At 59.7% G+C, this 16,024-nt stretch carries 12 protein-coding genes and 4 pseudogenes; 7 read left to right on the top strand and 9 right to left on the bottom strand.

Features of this window, described 5'->3' with window-relative positions:
- Positions 1-649: glycosyltransferase family 2 protein (locus EEB11_RS18605; protein WP_245299006.1), on the bottom strand; the 649-nt coding region annotated here is incomplete at its 3' end.
- 142 nt (positions 650-791) lie between these two features.
- On the opposite strand from EEB11_RS18605, the gene EEB11_RS18600 reads away from it, so the two are divergent.
- Positions 792-1,829, top strand: coding sequence for a polysaccharide pyruvyl transferase family protein (locus EEB11_RS18600; RefSeq protein WP_135433988.1), 1,038 nt, complete (start codon positions 792-794; stop codon positions 1,827-1,829).
- Here the strand turns inward: EEB11_RS18600 and EEB11_RS18595 are convergent.
- The 6 genes and pseudogenes from EEB11_RS18595 to EEB11_RS18570 form a co-directional block, all read right to left on the bottom strand.
- Positions 1,822-2,562 (bottom strand): glycosyltransferase family 25 protein, encoded by a 741-nt coding sequence (locus EEB11_RS18595; protein ID WP_135433987.1) that lies wholly within the window; start codon positions 2,560-2,562, stop codon positions 1,822-1,824. The genes EEB11_RS18600 and EEB11_RS18595 overlap by 8 nt on opposite strands.
- 48 nt (positions 2,563-2,610) lie before the next feature.
- A pseudogene (locus EEB11_RS18590) lies at positions 2,611-2,793 on the bottom strand (integrase core domain-containing protein); the annotation flags it as partial.
- A gap of 42 nt (positions 2,794-2,835) precedes the next feature.
- Positions 2,836-3,291 (bottom strand): annotated as a pseudogene (locus EEB11_RS20525) (UvrD-helicase domain-containing protein); the annotation flags it as partial.
- A 670-nt stretch (positions 3,292-3,961) separates the two neighbouring features.
- Positions 3,962-4,177: pseudogene (locus EEB11_RS18580) on the bottom strand (ATP-binding protein); the annotation flags it as partial.
- A complete protein-coding gene (locus EEB11_RS18575; protein ID WP_135433986.1) occupies positions 4,178-5,122 on the bottom strand; it encodes a DUF2971 domain-containing protein in 945 nt (314 codons plus the stop codon).
- Between the two features lie 13 nt (positions 5,123-5,135).
- Positions 5,136-8,162 carry a TrlF family AAA-like ATPase gene (locus EEB11_RS18570; RefSeq protein ID WP_135433985.1) on the bottom strand — a complete coding sequence of 1,009 codons (3,027 nt, stop codon included), beginning with the start codon at positions 8,160-8,162 and terminating at the stop codon, positions 5,136-5,138.
- A 344-nt stretch (positions 8,163-8,506) separates the two neighbouring features.
- Here EEB11_RS18570 and EEB11_RS18565 point away from each other — a divergent pair.
- Positions 8,507-9,945 (top strand): annotated as a pseudogene (locus EEB11_RS18565) (IS1182 family transposase).
- Between the two features lie 204 nt (positions 9,946-10,149).
- On the opposite strand, the gene EEB11_RS18560 reads toward EEB11_RS18565, so the two are convergent.
- Entirely contained in the window at positions 10,150-12,453 is a 2,304-nt protein-coding gene (locus EEB11_RS18560; protein WP_135433984.1) for a hypothetical protein, read from the bottom strand.
- Positions 12,454-12,978: 525 nt separating this feature from the next.
- On the opposite strand from EEB11_RS18560, the gene EEB11_RS18555 reads away from it, so the two are divergent.
- The 3 genes from EEB11_RS18555 to EEB11_RS18545 all read left to right on the top strand — a co-directional run bounded on the left by EEB11_RS18555 (position 12,979) and on the right by EEB11_RS18545 (position 14,093).
- A complete protein-coding gene (locus tag EEB11_RS18555; RefSeq protein ID WP_135433983.1) occupies positions 12,979-13,224 on the top strand; it encodes a type II toxin-antitoxin system prevent-host-death family antitoxin in 246 nt (81 codons plus the stop codon).
- Positions 13,225-13,543: 319 nt separating this feature from the next.
- Positions 13,544-13,807 (top strand): hypothetical protein, encoded by a 264-nt coding sequence (locus EEB11_RS18550; RefSeq protein WP_135433982.1) that lies wholly within the window; start codon positions 13,544-13,546, stop codon positions 13,805-13,807.
- Entirely contained in the window at positions 13,794-14,093 is a 300-nt protein-coding gene (locus EEB11_RS18545) for a CcdB family protein (RefSeq protein ID WP_135433981.1), read from the top strand. The genes EEB11_RS18550 and EEB11_RS18545 overlap by 14 nt, the downstream gene beginning before the upstream one ends.
- On the opposite strand, the gene EEB11_RS18540 is transcribed toward EEB11_RS18545, so the two are convergent.
- Complete coding sequence (locus EEB11_RS18540) at positions 14,090-14,293, bottom strand: hypothetical protein (RefSeq protein WP_135433979.1); 204 nt, start codon at positions 14,291-14,293, stop codon at positions 14,090-14,092. The two genes, EEB11_RS18545 and EEB11_RS18540, sit on opposite strands and share 4 nt — an antisense overlap.
- 198 nt (positions 14,294-14,491) lie before the next feature.
- Here EEB11_RS18540 and EEB11_RS18535 point away from each other — a divergent pair, with 198 nt between their 5' ends.
- Both EEB11_RS18535 and EEB11_RS18530 read left to right on the top strand, forming a co-directional pair.
- Positions 14,492-15,499 (top strand): DEAD/DEAH box helicase, encoded by a 1,008-nt coding sequence (locus EEB11_RS18535; protein ID WP_280950292.1) that lies wholly within the window; start codon positions 14,492-14,494, stop codon positions 15,497-15,499.
- Positions 15,499-15,939: an EcoRII N-terminal effector-binding domain-containing protein gene (locus EEB11_RS18530; protein WP_245299005.1), complete on the top strand. Its 441-nt coding sequence runs from the start codon at positions 15,499-15,501 to the stop codon at positions 15,937-15,939. Before EEB11_RS18535 ends, EEB11_RS18530 begins: the two co-directional genes overlap by 1 nt.
- The last annotated feature ends 85 nt before the right edge of the window (positions 15,940-16,024 follow it).

Genomic DNA, 16,024 nt, shown 5'->3' with positions numbered 1-16,024 from the left:
TTTTTTTTAGGATGTACTGCCATGCAGCTGCGCGTTCTGCTGCGAGGGCACTTTTGGTAATACTAGGTCTGTCTGTCCCCCCCGTACCAATAGGTCGAGCTGCGTCCAGCTTCACCCCTGGTTCCGGATCGTACCATGGCATCAGGCCATCTGAGGCCAGAGCCAAACAAAAGTCGGTATCCTCGTTAATCCGTAAGTTCTCATCTAGGCCGCCAAGTTTTTGGAAGACAACGCGTTCCACCCAAAAGCCGGTGCCAATGCCCACGAGGCGCTGCCGTAGAGGCACCTCTGGTCCAAGCATGGTCGCGTTCGTTGGCAAGCCATGATACGCGCGGCTGTCTCTTATTTTGGAGAACCCCCAAGCTGTTTTGCAGGACCCGGATCGTCGTTGCGCCAAAATGCGTTTAATATAATCCTCTTCCATCAGATCGTCATCATCGAGAAAGAACAAAAGTTCGGATTGTGCCTGCCCGGCTCCGTGGTTCCGGGCAGCAGAAGGGCCTTTGGGACCAGGGTTAACGGCAATGCGCAAAGCGGAAGTCGACCGGTTGGCCAAAGTCTGACGTACTGGGAAATCGTCCCCATCATCCACGATGATGACGATCCCGGCACACTTCGCATTCGCCAGGGCTGCATGTGCCGAATCCACAGATTGTCTAATACTCTCCGGTCTGTCACGACTGGGAATGATGACAGCGCATTCTACCAAGGGAGTACCTTTCTATGGAAGCTGAACCATCAACCGAATATTCGGATGGTATGTCCCATACCGTATCGGTAAAAGCTAGAGAATGAAAACTTCTTTCCCTGCACAGTCCACAACTCTAGCTTCGCCTGCTTCTGGGGGAGTTCTCCCCTTCATTGATGAGGTTATGGATGCCATCTTCGGGTCTTCTTCGATGTCATCACCGGAACCTTGGGCTTTGCTCGACTTTCCGTTGCATGCGAACGTTGGCGACAGCGCCATCTGGCTGGGAACGCTTGAGCTTCTCAACCCTCGCTTTGGGGCACCCCCAAGCTATGTCACTCGCAACAACGAGTTTCCCTTGTATTTGGATCGCATCCTGCCTCAAGGACCTGTTCTTCTGCATGGCGGCGGTAATTTTGGTGATATGTGGCGGGGCTTTTGGCAAAACAGAGTCGCCATTCTGACTCACTACCGTCACCGCCGGATAGTCCAGATGCCGCAGTCAGTTCATTTTTCTGATCTTGACGGGGAGGCCTTGCGCCAGACGCGGCTGGCCATAGCAAACCATCCTGACTTCACTCTGATAGTGCGAGACTGCGAGAGCTTGGAATTCGCTCGCGCGCAATTTGACTGCCCTGTCTATCTTTGTCCTGACATGGCCTTTGGCTTGCGTCAACTTGCGGCTTCCGCAGAACCTGATATTCAGATCCTGGCTCTCATGCGTGAGGATCTTGAGCGCCGGGACGACGGGACGGCTGCCGCTATCCTTAGCGCCAAAGCACGTGTCACCGACTGGACCTTGAATGGCAAGCCACCGCTAGTTGATCGGATTATCCCACACCTCGCCCGCGCCCTGCTCCGACTGGGGCCGCAGTGGATGGCTCCGCTGGAAGCCGCTTTCCGCCGACAAGCTTGGTGGCATTTGCAGCGTGGTGTTCGCATTCTTGGACAGGGGGAAGTGGTTATCACTGACCGTCTTCACGGACACATTCTCTGCTGCATGATGTCTAAACGACATGCCGTTCTAGACAACTCTTATGGGAAGATTACGCGTTACATCTCTGCTTGGCCTGATGACGGATTGACAGTCCGTGCTGAGAGTGCGCCCGATGCTATCGCCCGCCTGCGAGACATTAACTGATCCGAGTTGAGCGCCGCTTGGTAAGCCATCGCTGCCAATGTGAAAGGCTTGTCAAACGTCGTATCGTTCGCTGTAAGCTTCCAGTATTCATGGGCATTTTGCTGCGTGCTGCGTTCAGATGTGAACTACCTGTCAATGGATCTGGATGGTCCACGATGCGCGGAGACAACGCCACTGCCCTGAGCGAAACGATATCTCCAGGCCAATCTGCAGGGCAATAGACAGGACTTGCTGCCTTCAATAGTGTTTGTGCTGCATCCGTCGAGATCGAGTAGGCGGTTGTTAAGCAAGATGGCAACGTAAGGTACTGCATTCTCACGCCTGGCATAAGATCAAACGAAGGGCCTGCGACGCGGGCATGGGAGTGATCTAACATCACCAATGTGGCACTTTTATATAATTTTTGTTTAACGAAAGCAGCGAATTGTGGTCCAACTATCGCATCATCCTCCAGCACAATTGCGCCGGGCAGACCGCGTGTCGCGATCTGGCGGTAGATCTCACGATGTGAAAGCGCACAGGCGAACTCACCATCGGTGAGATCTCGTCCGAAATTGCGGCTCGCGGAAGCGCGGTCGATCTCGCTACTCCAGCAGTCAGGTATGCCTTTGCGCCCATCTATTCCACTGATCACTTCATAGCTCATTCCCATGTCTGCAAGTGCTTGCAGTAGGGGAGCACGACGTACTTCCTCACCAGGTAGAGATAGAATGAAAATCGGCCAATTCTTCATATAATTTACTTTCTATACGCTCTGACCTGCCCCCCGGCCGTCCCTCGTTCATAACGAGAGTCCTTGGGTTTGATAGTTGTCGGTTTCGGGTGTGGCAAGCGCGTCGGGCGCGGAGCCGTCAAATTGCTCAAGCGCCTGACGCGCTTCTGCGGGGGTCTGGTTGCCCAGCGAGGAATGCGGCCTGACATTGTTGTAGTCGTAGCGCCAGGGAGCCAGGGTCCTGCGGGCATCACCGCAGCCATATGCATGGTCGATGGGCACACCAGATCGCGCCTCGACCCGTTCCGACATCTCCGCCGCCGCGTTCTTCGCGAAGGCGAGAAGCAAGATTTCTTCTGGCTGCCGGATGCCTGCCTTGACCAGATACGCTGCCTTTGCGGTGATGACGCTTGTCTTGCCTGACCCGGCCCCGGCAAGAACCAACGTCGCATCCTCATCAACGACGACAGAAAGCCGTTGCTCTGGCGTTAGCGGCTTGCTTTCGATTGTGTCGAAGAAATCCTTCCAGCGGTCCAGTTCTGCGGTGACGAAGACTGCGATGCTGTTGGCCCGCGTCGTCCGCGGGTCGCATGCGAACTTGCGGACGGGCGCAATTCGCGCGACGGTCTCGCGTCCGATGGCCTCAGCATTCAGCTTCGACAGGAGTGAAGTATCCAGAGCACGGGCCTGTTCGAGCAGAGGCGCGATATGACACGCGGCAGGGTATCGGGACGGCGCGGCGAGCGACATCACCTCAGCAAGGATCTGGTCCAGGCGCGCCGCTTCCTTCTCGAGGGCCGCGAGATTGAAGCGAGTCCACGCTTCCTTGATCCGTTCAGAAAACTCATGGCCGTCTTTGTGGCTGACGCCCTTCAGCGTGACATCGTCAGACTCGCCTGCACGGATGGTCATTGCAGTTCCGAGCCTTCCCTTGCTAAGGTAAGGCGCGGTCGACAACGACTGCAACGAGATGGACGCAACCATGCCTCGGCATGAAACCCGGATGTGATCCCCGTCCAGTTCCATTGCGCGCGCGGTAGTGCCGAAAGGATTGAAGAAGAACCCGAACAATGGGCGCTGTTGTATTCGCATCAATGATCTGGTCCCTTCGTCGCATCGGGCAAGATTGCGCTGTGACCAGCCAAATCTGCAACCGTGTTCTGCGAAACGTCTGACAGTGAGGTGCTGCGCCAATCGACAACCAGATGCGTAGAACCCGAGCTGTTCAGTATTTTGGGCGGAGAGCGACCTGACGGCGATGCGGCATGGCGGCTACAGCAATCTCGGGAAAGCGGCCATCCATGCGCGGTGCAGCATGAGGCGTGGTTGGCAGTCATTCGTGTAAGGGTGTTGATTTTCACTCAGAACTGACCCGGGTTTTTCATCGAGAATTGACCCGGCTTTGAGTATGGATTTCGGGTCAGGCAGGGGTCAAGATCTGTGTTGTCTCCTTCTTTTTCTTTGCCGCGGATGCGGCAGCTGAGCTTGCCTTGAATCGGAAGCTGTCGTTTCCGGTTTCAAGGATGTGGCATCGGTGGGTGAGGCGATCGAGCAAGGCTGTGGTCATCTTGGCATCACCGAAGACCGTGGCCCATTCGCTGAAGCTGAGGTTGGTGGTGATGACGACGCTTGGCCTTTATGCTTCGCCGGACAGATCGTCGAAATGGTCATACATTTCGAGGGCGCGCTGCGGTAACGATGCGGAAAGCTCATCGACGTCGAGCATGTAGCGACCCAGCAGAAATCGCCCGTGGCGCTCGCGTATCTCATAAAACCGCACCGGTCGGCTGCGGCCCGTGAGCGCTTTGACTATGGCGAATTTTACAGTGTGCGAACAACGCATGCCGAAGACGACTTCTTCCATCTCAAGCGGGGAGTCATGCGGGCCGCGCGGGCCGACGAGCCTCCATTCGCGTTCGTAGCGCCAGTCGACGGCCTTTTTCGTTAGGACGGCCTCATCTACCTGGTGGCGGGCTTCTTCGTCGCCGTCGAGCATTGCGGCGACCGCGCTCGCCGCAATTAACCGGCTGCCGCCGTAGCTGATTTTGTGCAGGTCGCCCGCTGCCCGCGCGGGTATCGAATAACCGATGCACACGCCCTTGTGCTGGTCGCCATAGTGGCTCCACATCAGCGGGCAGTTGGCCCGTTCGGCAAGGGAGAAGATACCTTTGCCGTAGCGCCTCAGGAGTTCTTCCTCGACATATTGCCCGAAGAGGAAGCGGGCCGGATCTTCGACATCGTATTCGGGGTTCGTCGCATGGTAGCGGATTTCGGCAACTACCTGTTCCGCGCGCCGCCGGCTGTGGGCCGCTATGTGGCTGATCGTCTTCGGCCCTCTGTACCGTATCGTTTTTGCAGCCGCACTCATTTCGGCACTGACACGCTGCTCGACAAGGCGGGAAAGGATTGCTGCCAGCGCGTCGGCGTCAATATCGGTGTCGAGAGTGGGCTTCGTGTCGAGCGGATCGTTGAATGTGCTCGGGTCAGCAAAGAATACCTGATCCGCGATCAGCGCATCGAGTGTGCGGTTGCTGAAAGTACGGTATTTGTAGAGCCTCTCCGGAATTTTCCTCTTTGCCATTTCCGTCGCCCTATCACACGAAATACTTGGCGTCGCGATTGTCGAAAGCGGGCCGTGTGCCTTCCAGGACATCGACGAGGAAGCGGTTGATGGCGGGCGACTCGATGGCACCCATCGTGTAGATGACCGCATTGCCGGCCGCGCGGTCGATATGGGCGTGAATGATCTGCTCCGCATCACAGACCACAGCAATATTAGGGCTGTGCGTCACCATGATGATCTGGCGGCGCTTTTTCACATCCTTGATGACCGGAATCAGCAGCCGATACACTGTCTGACTGTCGAGATTCTCTTCCGGTTGATCGACGATGATCGGCTTGTTGCTCTTATCGACCAGCAGGTAGAAGACCAGCAAGAGCGTACCGCGTTCGCCGGGCGAGAGGTGGCTGAGGTCCTTGCCGTCTAGCTTCAGTGAATACTCCGGCTCAAGGTAACCGAGACTCCACAGAAAATCGTAGAGCGCCTTCACTTCGACATTCTTGCGTAGCTGGCCGGCGATGCCTGTGGGCGTCTGCTGCGCCGTACGCATGTCGCGTTCGAGATGGGCGATGATCTTCTCGACATAGGCGAGCGCATCGTCTTCGTCGTTGACGTCAAAATCCGCGCGGATTTCTTCGAGCGCCGTGCCCTTTTCCTTGCGGTAGAACGAGCCGGCGACGCCCGTTGAAACGAATTTGTCGAAGAGGTCGCCTTCGAGGTTGCGCTCGATGATGGTGCTCTCGAACGTGAGCTTGAATCCTTCTTTGATGACGACGCTGGAGCCGATCAGCTCCTGCACCGCAGAGAACAGTTCCTTGTACGCGTCGCGGATCGCGGCGACGCATTTGTGGATGCCGCGAGCGATCTCCCGGCGCTGCATGCGCAGCTTCTCTATATCGTCGGGAAGGTCGGTCTTCAGGTAGGACAGCTGCGCTTCATAGCCCTTCAGCGTGTCAGGCTTGTCAGCGGCGCCCTCGATCAGAAGTCCTTTCTCCTGCCAGGCCCGGAGCGCCTCGTTGTACTCCTGAAAGCGCTTGTTTGGCGCATCGAGTTGCCCCTGAAGCCCGGCTATACGTTGCAGGCACGCCGCCTTCTGCGCAGGAAGGCTGCCGGCGCCGACATCATCCAGCGCGGTATCGACGAGCGTCTTTTCGGCAATGAGCTTGTCGCGCGCGGTCGTAAGGACCGTCTTATCGACGGTAATGGAGACCAGGGCGGAAAGCGACAATCCGATCTTTTCGAGGTCGGGGGCGGTCTCGCGGTTGAGACGGGCGTACTCGCTTTCGAAATTGTCGATTTTGCCCTCGACCTTCCGGGCGAGCGCGATCTTTTCCGTCAGCGTCTTCTGCCGCTGCGTCTTCTCCGCCGTCTCCGCGTCGATCCGGTTGAGCGTGGTACGCTCGCCGGCGAGTTTTTCCGCAATGACGTCGTAAGCGGCCTTTTGTTCGGGGCTGACTTCGCCCGGCTGCTCGACCTTCGCCGGCTCGATCTCCTTGTGCGCCTTCAGTTCTTGCTGCTTCTGGCGCAGCAGCGCCTCGATCCGAGCGGCGTAGGCGGGCGCCGCCTTTTCTTCGAGGCGCACAAGCTCGCCGTTCACGCGCTCGATCTCGCGCCGCGCGTTGTCGATCTGTCCTTTCAGTTCCTCGGTCTTGTATTCGATCAGCTCGTCGAGCGACTGCTGGCCGAGCCGGTCGGCTTCGCTGATATGGGAGAAGATGACCTTGCGCAGCTCGGCCTGGAATTCGCTCTGCTGGCCGGGCTCCGTCTCGGTGCAGACCTTCTCCAGATAGGTCTGCGGAATGTAGCGCACCCGCTCGACTCCGGTGGTATCGGGCTTCGCGTTCAACGGCAGCGCTGTTTCCGTGCCGTCGGCCCAGACAGGGCGGACCGTGAACTGCTTGGCGAGCTTCCCGCTACGCTCGCAAAATCGGTCCTTGACGAGGAACGAGAAATGCACCGGGTCGCAGTGCGTGTTGCCGGCGAGCGCGAGGATGTCGGCAAACGCGCTTTTGCCGCTGCCCTTGTTACCGATGATGGCGACCATGTCGGAGTTGAGCGGCAGTTCGCTGTCGAACCAAGTATCCGCAGTTTCGGCGTCGGCGTTTTTTCGAATGTGAAGCCGGTCTATGAATCGCGTGGCGTTGCCGCGCACCTCTTCGAGCTTGGGCGGGATGCGGCCGATATAGACGCGGTCCTCCGGCTCGTTGATGATCTGGCGCAGTCCGGCGAAGGTCGGGTCGGCCTTGATCCAGCAATATTTGTCGGTCGGCCGGGAGTCTTGGTCCTTGAGCTTGCCGAGCTCGTCGTTGACGTTGTGGGAGTCGCTGCCCTTGACGCATGGCTTCCGGTTTCCGAACCACTCGCGGTAGGAAGCTTCGCTATATTTGGGGTTCTTCCATAGAAAAAAGTCGGCCTGCGCCTTGTTGGCCGACCCCAGGATATCCGCGTCGCGGATCAGGTGCTGCTTGAGCATCACATCGGTATTCGGGTCGATGTTGTCGATGCCGCCATATTCGTCATAGGGCAGCCAGACGAGATACCGGCCGCGGAAGCTGCCGTCCGTGCGCAGCTTCTTCAGGATTTCGTTGAAATCTACCTGCACGCTCAGCAGGAACTCGCTGCTGGCATAGCGCGCCCCGATCGAGCTGCCGCCTGCCTGCTGATTCTTGAGGAACGTCTCGATATCTTCTGGATCGAGCGCCGGGTCGAATATCAGGTGGAAGTTTAGACGCTGACCGCCCTTACCCTGCTTATTCATCAGCACATTCGTCATGCGGCACTCGACAACCGGCAGAAGAATCTTCCTGCGCAGCTTTTCCAAGGCGTCGCGGTAGGCTGCGTTGCCTTCCGTGTCGCCAGCCGGATCGGCCAACCGGTGGACTACTTCGCGGTAGCCCGCGACCGAGAAATAGTCATTGATGCCGATCACGTCGCAATCGGCGTTGCCGAGCTGGATGATGAACTGGTTATAGTCGCCGGTGAACCCGTGCGATGCAGGGCTGTGGACATGCAGGTCCCACTTTCGCCACTCCGCACCCCGCGGCCATTTGCTTCCGGTCACGCCGTTTCCCCCGACTGTTGCTTTCGGCGACGCCGTCAAGGCCCTTGAAAGGTGCGCATTGAAGTGTGCGGCGGTCGTATCTCCTGCTTCGCTCAAATCAGTGATTACCGCAGGGACGTCGTTTTTCCCAGTGGAAACGTGAGAGTGCCAGCAAAGTACTAAGGAACTTCGGGGGCGATATCGGACTGGTGGTGGTCGGCCAACTGAAACTCGCCAAACGTTTCGAAGGGCGGGTTTGGCTGTTCAAAGCATTTCTCGCACTCGGTATCAATGTCCGCCTTGGGCCGAGGCTGTGTGGAAACTGCCTGCTGTGGTAGACTTTCGCAGGCCAGCGGGAGGCGCGGATGGCGGGTTTCATCGAGGGTGTGGACCGGGGTCAGACGGTGCTTTTCCCGGACCGTCTGGAGGACTGGATCGGCGAGGACAGTCTGGTCCGCGTCGTTGATCTCTTCGTTGGTGAACTCGATCTTCCTGGTCTTGGGTTCGCGCGGTCGGCCCCGGCGCGGACAGGGCGGCCCGGCTACCATCCGGCGGTTCTGCTCAAGCTGTTCATCTACGGATATCTAAACCGCATCCCGTCCAGCCGCAGGCTGGAACGTGAGGCGGGGCGGTATGTCGAGGTGATGTGGCTGACCGGCCGCCTTGTGCCGGACCACAAGACCATCGCGGACTTTCGGCGCGACAACGGTCTGGCGATCCGCAAGACCTGCGCGCAGTTTGTCGAGCTCTGCCGCCGGATCGGCGCGCTCAAGGGCGATTGCGTCGCCATCGATGGCAGCAAGTTCAAGGCAGTGAACAATCGCGACCGCAACTTCACCAAGGGCAAGATCGCCAGCCGCCTGGCTCATCTTGAAGCCGATGTCGCGCGCTACATCAACGAGATGGTTCGGATCGACCGGCAGGAGGAGGGCGAAGCCCGCGTCGGGAAGGTGCAGCATCTGGCCCGCCGCTACGGCCGCATCCGGCAGGAGATCGAGCGGCTGAAGGCGATGGACAAGGCGCTGGCGGGCGAACCGGATGGCCAGATCTCCCTGACCGATCCCGATGCCCGCGCCATGGCGACCAGCGCGCGGCACAGCGGGATGGTCGGCTACAACGTCCAGAGCGCCGTCGATACCGACACCCACATTATCGTCGCGCATGAGGTCACCAACCAGGGCTTCGACCGCGACCAGCTCAGCCCGATGGCGATCGCGGCCAGGGACGCGCTCGGCCGCGATGACCTGCATGTCATCGCCGACAGGGGCTATTTCAGCGGCACCGAGATCCTGGCCTGCCATGAGGCGGGCATCACCACGACCGTGCCGCGCCCGGCCCCTCGGGAAATGCAACCAAGGGCATGTTCGTGAAGGCAGACTTCACCTATGACGCGGAACGGGATGTCTATGTCTGCCCCGCTGGCGACGAACTGATCTACCGCTACACCACTGAGGAACGCGGCCTTCAGCTCCGGCGATACTGGATCAACCAGTGTCAGACCTGCCCCCTCCGGAGCAAATGCACCACCGGCACGGAACGGCGGATCACCCGGTGGGAGCGCGAAGAGCTGGTCGATGCCGCGCGTCAGCGGCTCAGTCGCGACCCCGATCCCATGACCCTGCGCCGCTGCACGGTCGAGCACCCATTCGGCACGATCAAGGCCTGGATGGGCCCCACACATTTCCTGACACGGAGGCTGAAGAACGTGCGCACCGAAATGGCGCTGAACGTCCTCGCCTACAACATCAAGCGGATCGTCGCCCTGATCGGCATCCGGCGGCTGATGGACGCCATCCCGGGCTGAAATTGTCCCGTTCCTACGCAAAGGGCCGCAGAATTGCGGTCACAGACCTATCGCGGTGCCAAGGGGACCACGATTGCGGCAGATCGCTCGCTAACATCCAGCCGTCCGAAGCGCCCACCCCAACAGGCCTTGCCGCCGGGTTTCCACACAGCCTCGGCCGTTCAGGTCTAACTGGGCCACAACGATCACACACATCTACTTTCGCTATTGCGACGCTCTCCCGACACGCTCTCTAATGGCCTCACCGATTTTCCCACCGAGTTCTTTCGCTGCGCCAGTGGTGGAAGGCTTCGCGGCAAGGCACCGGGCAAGTCTGTAGCGCGCGCGCAAAACGTTGGGGTCGACCATGTCAGTCGCCGAGGCACTAACAAGAAGCTCCATCGCTGCCCTCAGAGACGATGGCGACGGCATCTGATCACGCGTTTCAATTGCGGCAATCAGATCGTCTGCCATGCGCGCCTCGAGCCAGGCAAATAGCTGGTGCGGCAGCGCATCATTTACGCTGCGGAGCCGTTCTAGACGGAGCGTCAGGGCCGTTACCTGACGTTCAACTGCTTTCAGCAAGGCCTTGTGCAGGTCGCGCGCCGTTTCCAGGACCTCCGTCCGCCACTCACTTCTGATCCCCCGGTCCAGCAAATCATGCGCCCGCCCGGTGCTTAGTAGTGCCGCAACTCCTGCAACCGGCCCCAGGATCAGCGCCCCGGCAGGGCCCAAGACCAGAAGTCCGAGGATCGCGCCCCCGGCCTGCCCCGCGCCGGCCAGACCGCCGCGGATGGTCAGGTCGATGACCAGCCATGCGGGCAGGTCCTCGATCGGGATCTGTCCTGTCCATGCCTTATGTGCTGCGCGTGCTCCGCCGATGAGCATCGCATAAACCGGCACGGGGACTTCCGCCAATCCAACGGCAGCCTGCAGGGACTGATCGACCAGGCTCTGCACATGATCGAGGTCAAAGCCACTAGTGGTCGTCACCATCGGCGCCCAAGGCTCGCCCGAGTCTTGGGCCTGAGCGGCCAGACCATTGTCGGCGATGACCGGAATGTCGGGATATTTCGCAAAATGGTCATGTAGCAATGAGATGCTGGTGCCGCATTTGACCTGGACCGGAATGCCATCGACGATGAGGTCGTAGCCAGGCGTCGCGGCACCATCGGCAAGCATCACATCGTGACCGTCTTCGATTAGCTGCGCCATGACCAGCTGCTCAGCACTGTAGCCCCGCAGCGCGATCCGGGCGCCCTGCGACGCGAAGGCCGCAACGTGAACCGCAAGGTCAATTGGCGTGTCGAACTCCGTCACGCGCGAAAAATCGGCGGCAGCCAATACCGCCGGGTCGACAGCTGCCACGTGAAAGAGCATGTCGCCCGCAGTCAGACCTGCAACCAGAGCCGTATCCTGACGGTCTGTCGCGTGATCGACTACGATCCGCGCGCCCCAGAGGCCGGGCGCAGCCGAAGCCGCCGTCGGGATGTTACCTGAAAGGCTTGTGACAATTGTCCCGGCCTGCAGCCGAACCGCCTTGCGCTGCTTCGCGTCAAGATGGTTCAGGTCTTGGTCGCTCATCCGGTGCAGCTCTCTAAAGGCGTTGAGCAGCGTGGCCGTCCCCTGCTCTGCACCCTGACCTCGCACGGCCAAGAGGATTGCGACCCTTGCAGCGGCAACCTCGCGGGCGGCACTGGCGCGGCCGCTGACCGCCCAATAGCCAAGCGCTGCGCTGCCGGCGACGACGGTTACGGGATTGATCGCTACGAACAGAAACGAAGTAAGCGTTGGCCCGGTCACGAAGGGGATCATGGCGGAAAGCTGGGCTGCCGCGATGTAAGGTGCAAAGCCCGTCGAACCAACCGCGGTGGCCATCGCGGCCCATCCGCCGCCGGCAAGGACCGAAGCAGAGATTGCATGCTGGCCCTTGCGAATGGCGGCAGCAACCTCGGGGTCAAGATCACCACGGCTCTCCGCTTCCGCGAGGCCATCCATCATCGCCATCAGCTCGTGCGCGACGACATCCGGAAAAGTCACCGCCGCCCTCGCCTGCCTGTGCGCACCCTTAGCAGAGCGCAGCAGCTTTCGTCCCGTCCGCCCGATGATCGAAAGGTCGGCATCTGCCTTCTGTTGTTGGGCGCTGGTCATGGCAGGTGCGAGGATCTCGGACGCGCGCACGGCGATGGCGGCGGCCTCCTCCTCCAGCCCGCGTGCCGAAAGAAGGTAGAGGCCCGGCAGACCGAGGCCCTGCTTGACGTTGAGCCATAGGCTTGCCCGCAGCGCATCCGTTGAGACTTGCCCATCCATCAGCTCGTTGGCGAAGACGGTCACGCGATGAGCAGCCGGCTCGTCGTCTGAAAAAAGTTTCCGCCTCGCAGCCTCTCCCATGGCGCCTGCGATTTTCGTAAGCCGCGCGGCGTCCAGCATGGCAAGCAGACCGCAGATTTCCTGGCGGGCGGCATTGCCAACACCGGCGGCGATATCGCGGGGAGACGGGGCGGTGTGCTGGGGGATGATGTTCGTCATCTCAGAAGCCTATCCATAGCATCGGGCGCAGGGAACCCCGCAACGTCCTAAGCGGCACCTGATTGACCGTCGGGCAGGTTCGCCTGCATCAGCGACATCCCCTGTCAATCTCGGTGCAGTGCATGAGTGGCTGGTCTGGGGAAGCTGCGCTGCGGCGTCGCTGCTCGCCCGACCGGCAGAAATGGGCCGAACACGTTGTGCTGCGCCTGCGAAAGAGTCTGCCCTGCTCCCGGCAAGTTGAATGAGGTTGATGGCCTCCTCGCGATGGTCTCTATAGACAAAACTCAGGCGTTTCTGTCCTGGGCGATAATCACCGTTTTGCCCCGCTTGCCAACGAAGGGCTTCGGCATGCTGACTGAAATCCATTTAGGGGAACACACACATTTGGCGCCTCTCCGGGCACCATTTTGCTTACGCTGCTCCTGACGGCAACGAATTGCGCCTTCCCGTCAGCGATCCTCATCCTTGCGCGGATTGATACGAACCACCGAAACGCCCATTTTCATGGTGCAAACTGAGGATGCCATGCAGATTCGCAATTCCGGTAAGGGCCGTCTGGCCGAACGGAGCCGCCGCGCTGGAGCGGAGAATGAGGTAATGCTGACACAGGAAGGCAAGGCGGTCTTGACGCCGATGCCGGATCAGCCTGTGGTGCAGCGCGATCGTCGTCGAGCGGTCATCGCTGCGAGCGCCATGGCCAAGGCCACGACCGGGGCTAGTGCCGCCTGCAGCCAGGATTTCCTTTATGATGACGATGGCTTGCCGGGTTGATCACCCCTCATGTGGCTGCCGCTGTTTAGACCCGAGAAAGCCATCCAAGGCTCATCGCAACATACCACGCCTGTCGGAGCGCACTAACACACTTCCCGCTGTCGAAGAACCGCGCGCCTGTCGGAAGGACCTGGGGATCTGGCCGTGATCGGGTGGAGGCGTCGCGACACAGAAGGAACGTCATGGTGATGGCCCATCGAACGGCGCCAGCAGGCAGAGTCGGGACGGTTGTGACAAGCGGTCATTGGTCGACATTGAACTTGCGACGCACTGACATATATCTATAATCGTTAGTGCTGGCAGTGAAGGGAAGTAGCCCATGAGCAACCTTACCATAAGGATGGATCGGCAGGAGAAGGACAAGTTAATGGCGTGGGCCGCGGTCCGGGGGACCAGTGCTACTGACTACATCAAGAGGCTTGTTGCCGCTGACATGGCGGCCGGAAGCCCCCAAGAACGCGCCGATGCCTGGCTCCGCGAAAACAAGGATGCGGTCACTGTGGAAGCGGAGCATATTGAAAGCAGCGGCGTTCCTGGCTCACATCTGGCCCTGAACCATCCTTGGCCCAATGCAGAAATTTGACGTCTTCAAGATCGGCAATGATCTATATCTGGTTGTTCAAGCCGAACACTTGCTGGAACTCAACACGATAGTTCTGCTGCCACTCTTGCCGATCCCCGGGCTTCCTGTCCTGACCAGGCTGACCATCGATATCGATATCGAGGGTGAGACTTATCGAATTCGAGCGCACATGCCGCTCACAGTGGCTGCGCATCGGTTGCGGCACCTGAAGCCCGTGTATCGCCTGTCTCCGGATGAGGGTCAAAAGGTGATGGACGGCCTGTACACCATACTGTGGGGCCTTTAGCGAAGGAGTGGGCTGCGGCCGATGCCGACCATTGTCGCATCGCTTCTCGGGCTTATGCGGTGGTTCTTCAGCTCGTCAAGGAAATCGACGAGGAGCTCCTCGCTTTCAAAAATGCAGATTTTGCGCATCATCTCCTCGACAAGACGGCTTTCGGTTTCTTCGTCTTGGTGCCCCTGCGGCTTTCCGATCACCTCGGACATCGACTTACCCTTTCTTTGCTCGTGCATCGACCGGAGTGGCAGTAACCTGACCGGATGCAACGACATAACCACAACAACTTATCAAAAACCCAACGTCGTTTCGACCGAGTAGACCGGCGTGACGGCAGTTCTGATCCGATGAACTCCGTCGAAGACTTCGTGGAAACGCCGGGGCTCCGTCAATGGGCTGGATGATCCATCAAGAACCCGGACTCCAACCGTCGCAAGGCCATTGTCACCATCCCCCGGCGACGTTCGATCCCGATGACGGGAACGCCGGTTGAGAACACCCTGCTCGATCTCTGGTCCCTGACCGATTTCGCAATCCCCGGCATGCTGGGCGACCGCGCCTGTTTCGAGATGGAATTCCCCGATACCGTCGAGGCGGGACAAGCCCTTGGCCGATTGACCGATCCGATCATCCTCCGCCGCCGCGTGGCGGATGTGGCCGGGGACCTGCCAGAGCGGATCGACATCGACCTGCCGCTGGAACTCGATGACAGGCTCGTCGACCACTACAATGCCGTGCGTTCCGCGACGATGGAGAAATATCCCGTTGCGGGCGCATTGGTCGCGACACTGCAGTTGCAGCTTGTTTGCGCCCACCCATGGCTTCGGCAGAATGATGGCCCCGAAAGCGAAATCGAGAACGCCACCATCGAGCGCGCCAATGATCTGCCATTGGTCACGCCGAAAGTGGACCGGACGGTCGAGCTGCTGCGGGAGGCCTTCGCCAACGGGCGCAAGGTGATCGTGTTCGCCCTGTTCAACCGGATCGGCGACCTGATCCGCGAGGCCTGCCGCGGATTTCCCGCAACACATTGGGACGCGATCAACGGCTCGACCCCACAGCAGGACCGGCAATCCATCATCGACGACTTCACCGCGCATGACGGACCCGCGTGCCTGATCCTCAATCCCAAGGCGGCGGGCGCCGGCCTCAACATCACCGCCGCCACGGTTGTCATCCATTATACCCCGGTCTGGAATCCGGCACTGGAGGCCCAGGCCAGCGCCCGCGCCCACCGCCGCGGTCAGACCGAACCGGTGACCGTTTATCGCCTCTTCTACAAGGACACGGTCGAAGAGGTCATGATCGACCGGTCGAACTGGAAGAGCACCCTCGCCAACGAAACCGTGCCAGTGTCCAGCCGCGACGCCGATGACCTAAAACGTGCGCTGGAAATAAGTCCGGGGAGGACATGATGGAAAAAACTTTCGCCAAGACGCTCAGCGCCAATGATGTCGGGACGACCGGGGGACATATGGGTGGCATTTTGGTTCCAAAGGGGGATGGCGAGCTGCTGGCGTTCCTGCCGCCGCTCGATCCAGACACTCTGAACCCGTCGGCTTGGATCGACTGCATCACCCCGGAGGGCGAAACGCTCCGCCTGCGCTTTGTCTACTACAACAACAGGCTGCACGCACCCAACGGCACCCGGAACGAATACCGCATCACCTACCTGACAAAGTTCCTCCGCGAGGCGGGCGCTCGCGAGGGCGACGCCTTCGAGATTTCAAAGCAGGCCGAGGCTGCGCCTTACCGGATCCGGGTGGTGTCGGCGCAGGCCGAGGCATCAGCAGGCGATGAAGACGGACCGATCCGTATCCGGCTGACATCCACATCATGGCGGAGGGTCCATTGATCAATTGCCGAACGACTATTATGCAATGCTGCTTCTGCGTCTCGTGAGGGCGGAGACTGTGTGAAAACTCGGCAACAAGGGGCGC

It is taken from the genome of Pseudotabrizicola sediminis (assembly GCF_004745575.1).
In the GTDB taxonomy this organism is placed as follows: Bacteria; Pseudomonadota; Alphaproteobacteria; order Rhodobacterales; family Rhodobacteraceae; genus Pseudotabrizicola; species Pseudotabrizicola sediminis.
Note: the sequence above shows the minus strand (reverse complement) of the source record. Positions and strands in the feature narration are given on the sequence as shown.

Bases quoted from the DNA above. Each gene is read 5' to 3' on its own strand.
- EEB11_RS18600 (WP_135433988.1), top strand. From the start codon at position 792: ATGAAAACTTCTTTCCCTGCACAGTCCACAACTCTAGCTTCGCCTGCT.
- EEB11_RS18595 (WP_135433987.1), bottom strand. From the start codon at position 2,562: ATGAAGAATTGGCCGATTTTCATTCTATCTCTACCTGGTGAGGAAGTA.
- EEB11_RS18575 (WP_135433986.1), bottom strand. From the start codon at position 5,122: ATGGCAAAGAGGAAAATTCCGGAGAGGCTCTACAAATACCGTACTTTC.
- EEB11_RS18560 (WP_135433984.1), bottom strand. From the start codon at position 12,453: ATGACGAACATCATCCCCCAGCACACCGCCCCGTCTCCCCGCGATATC.
- EEB11_RS18555 (WP_135433983.1), top strand. From the start codon at position 12,979: ATGCAGATTCGCAATTCCGGTAAGGGCCGTCTGGCCGAACGGAGCCGC.
- EEB11_RS18550 (WP_135433982.1), top strand. From the start codon at position 13,544: ATGAGCAACCTTACCATAAGGATGGATCGGCAGGAGAAGGACAAGTTA.
- EEB11_RS18545 (WP_135433981.1), top strand. From the start codon at position 13,794: ATGCAGAAATTTGACGTCTTCAAGATCGGCAATGATCTATATCTGGTT.
- EEB11_RS18540 (WP_135433979.1), bottom strand. From the start codon at position 14,293: ATGTCCGAGGTGATCGGAAAGCCGCAGGGGCACCAAGACGAAGAAACC.
- EEB11_RS18530 (WP_245299005.1), top strand. From the start codon at position 15,499: ATGGAAAAAACTTTCGCCAAGACGCTCAGCGCCAATGATGTCGGGACG.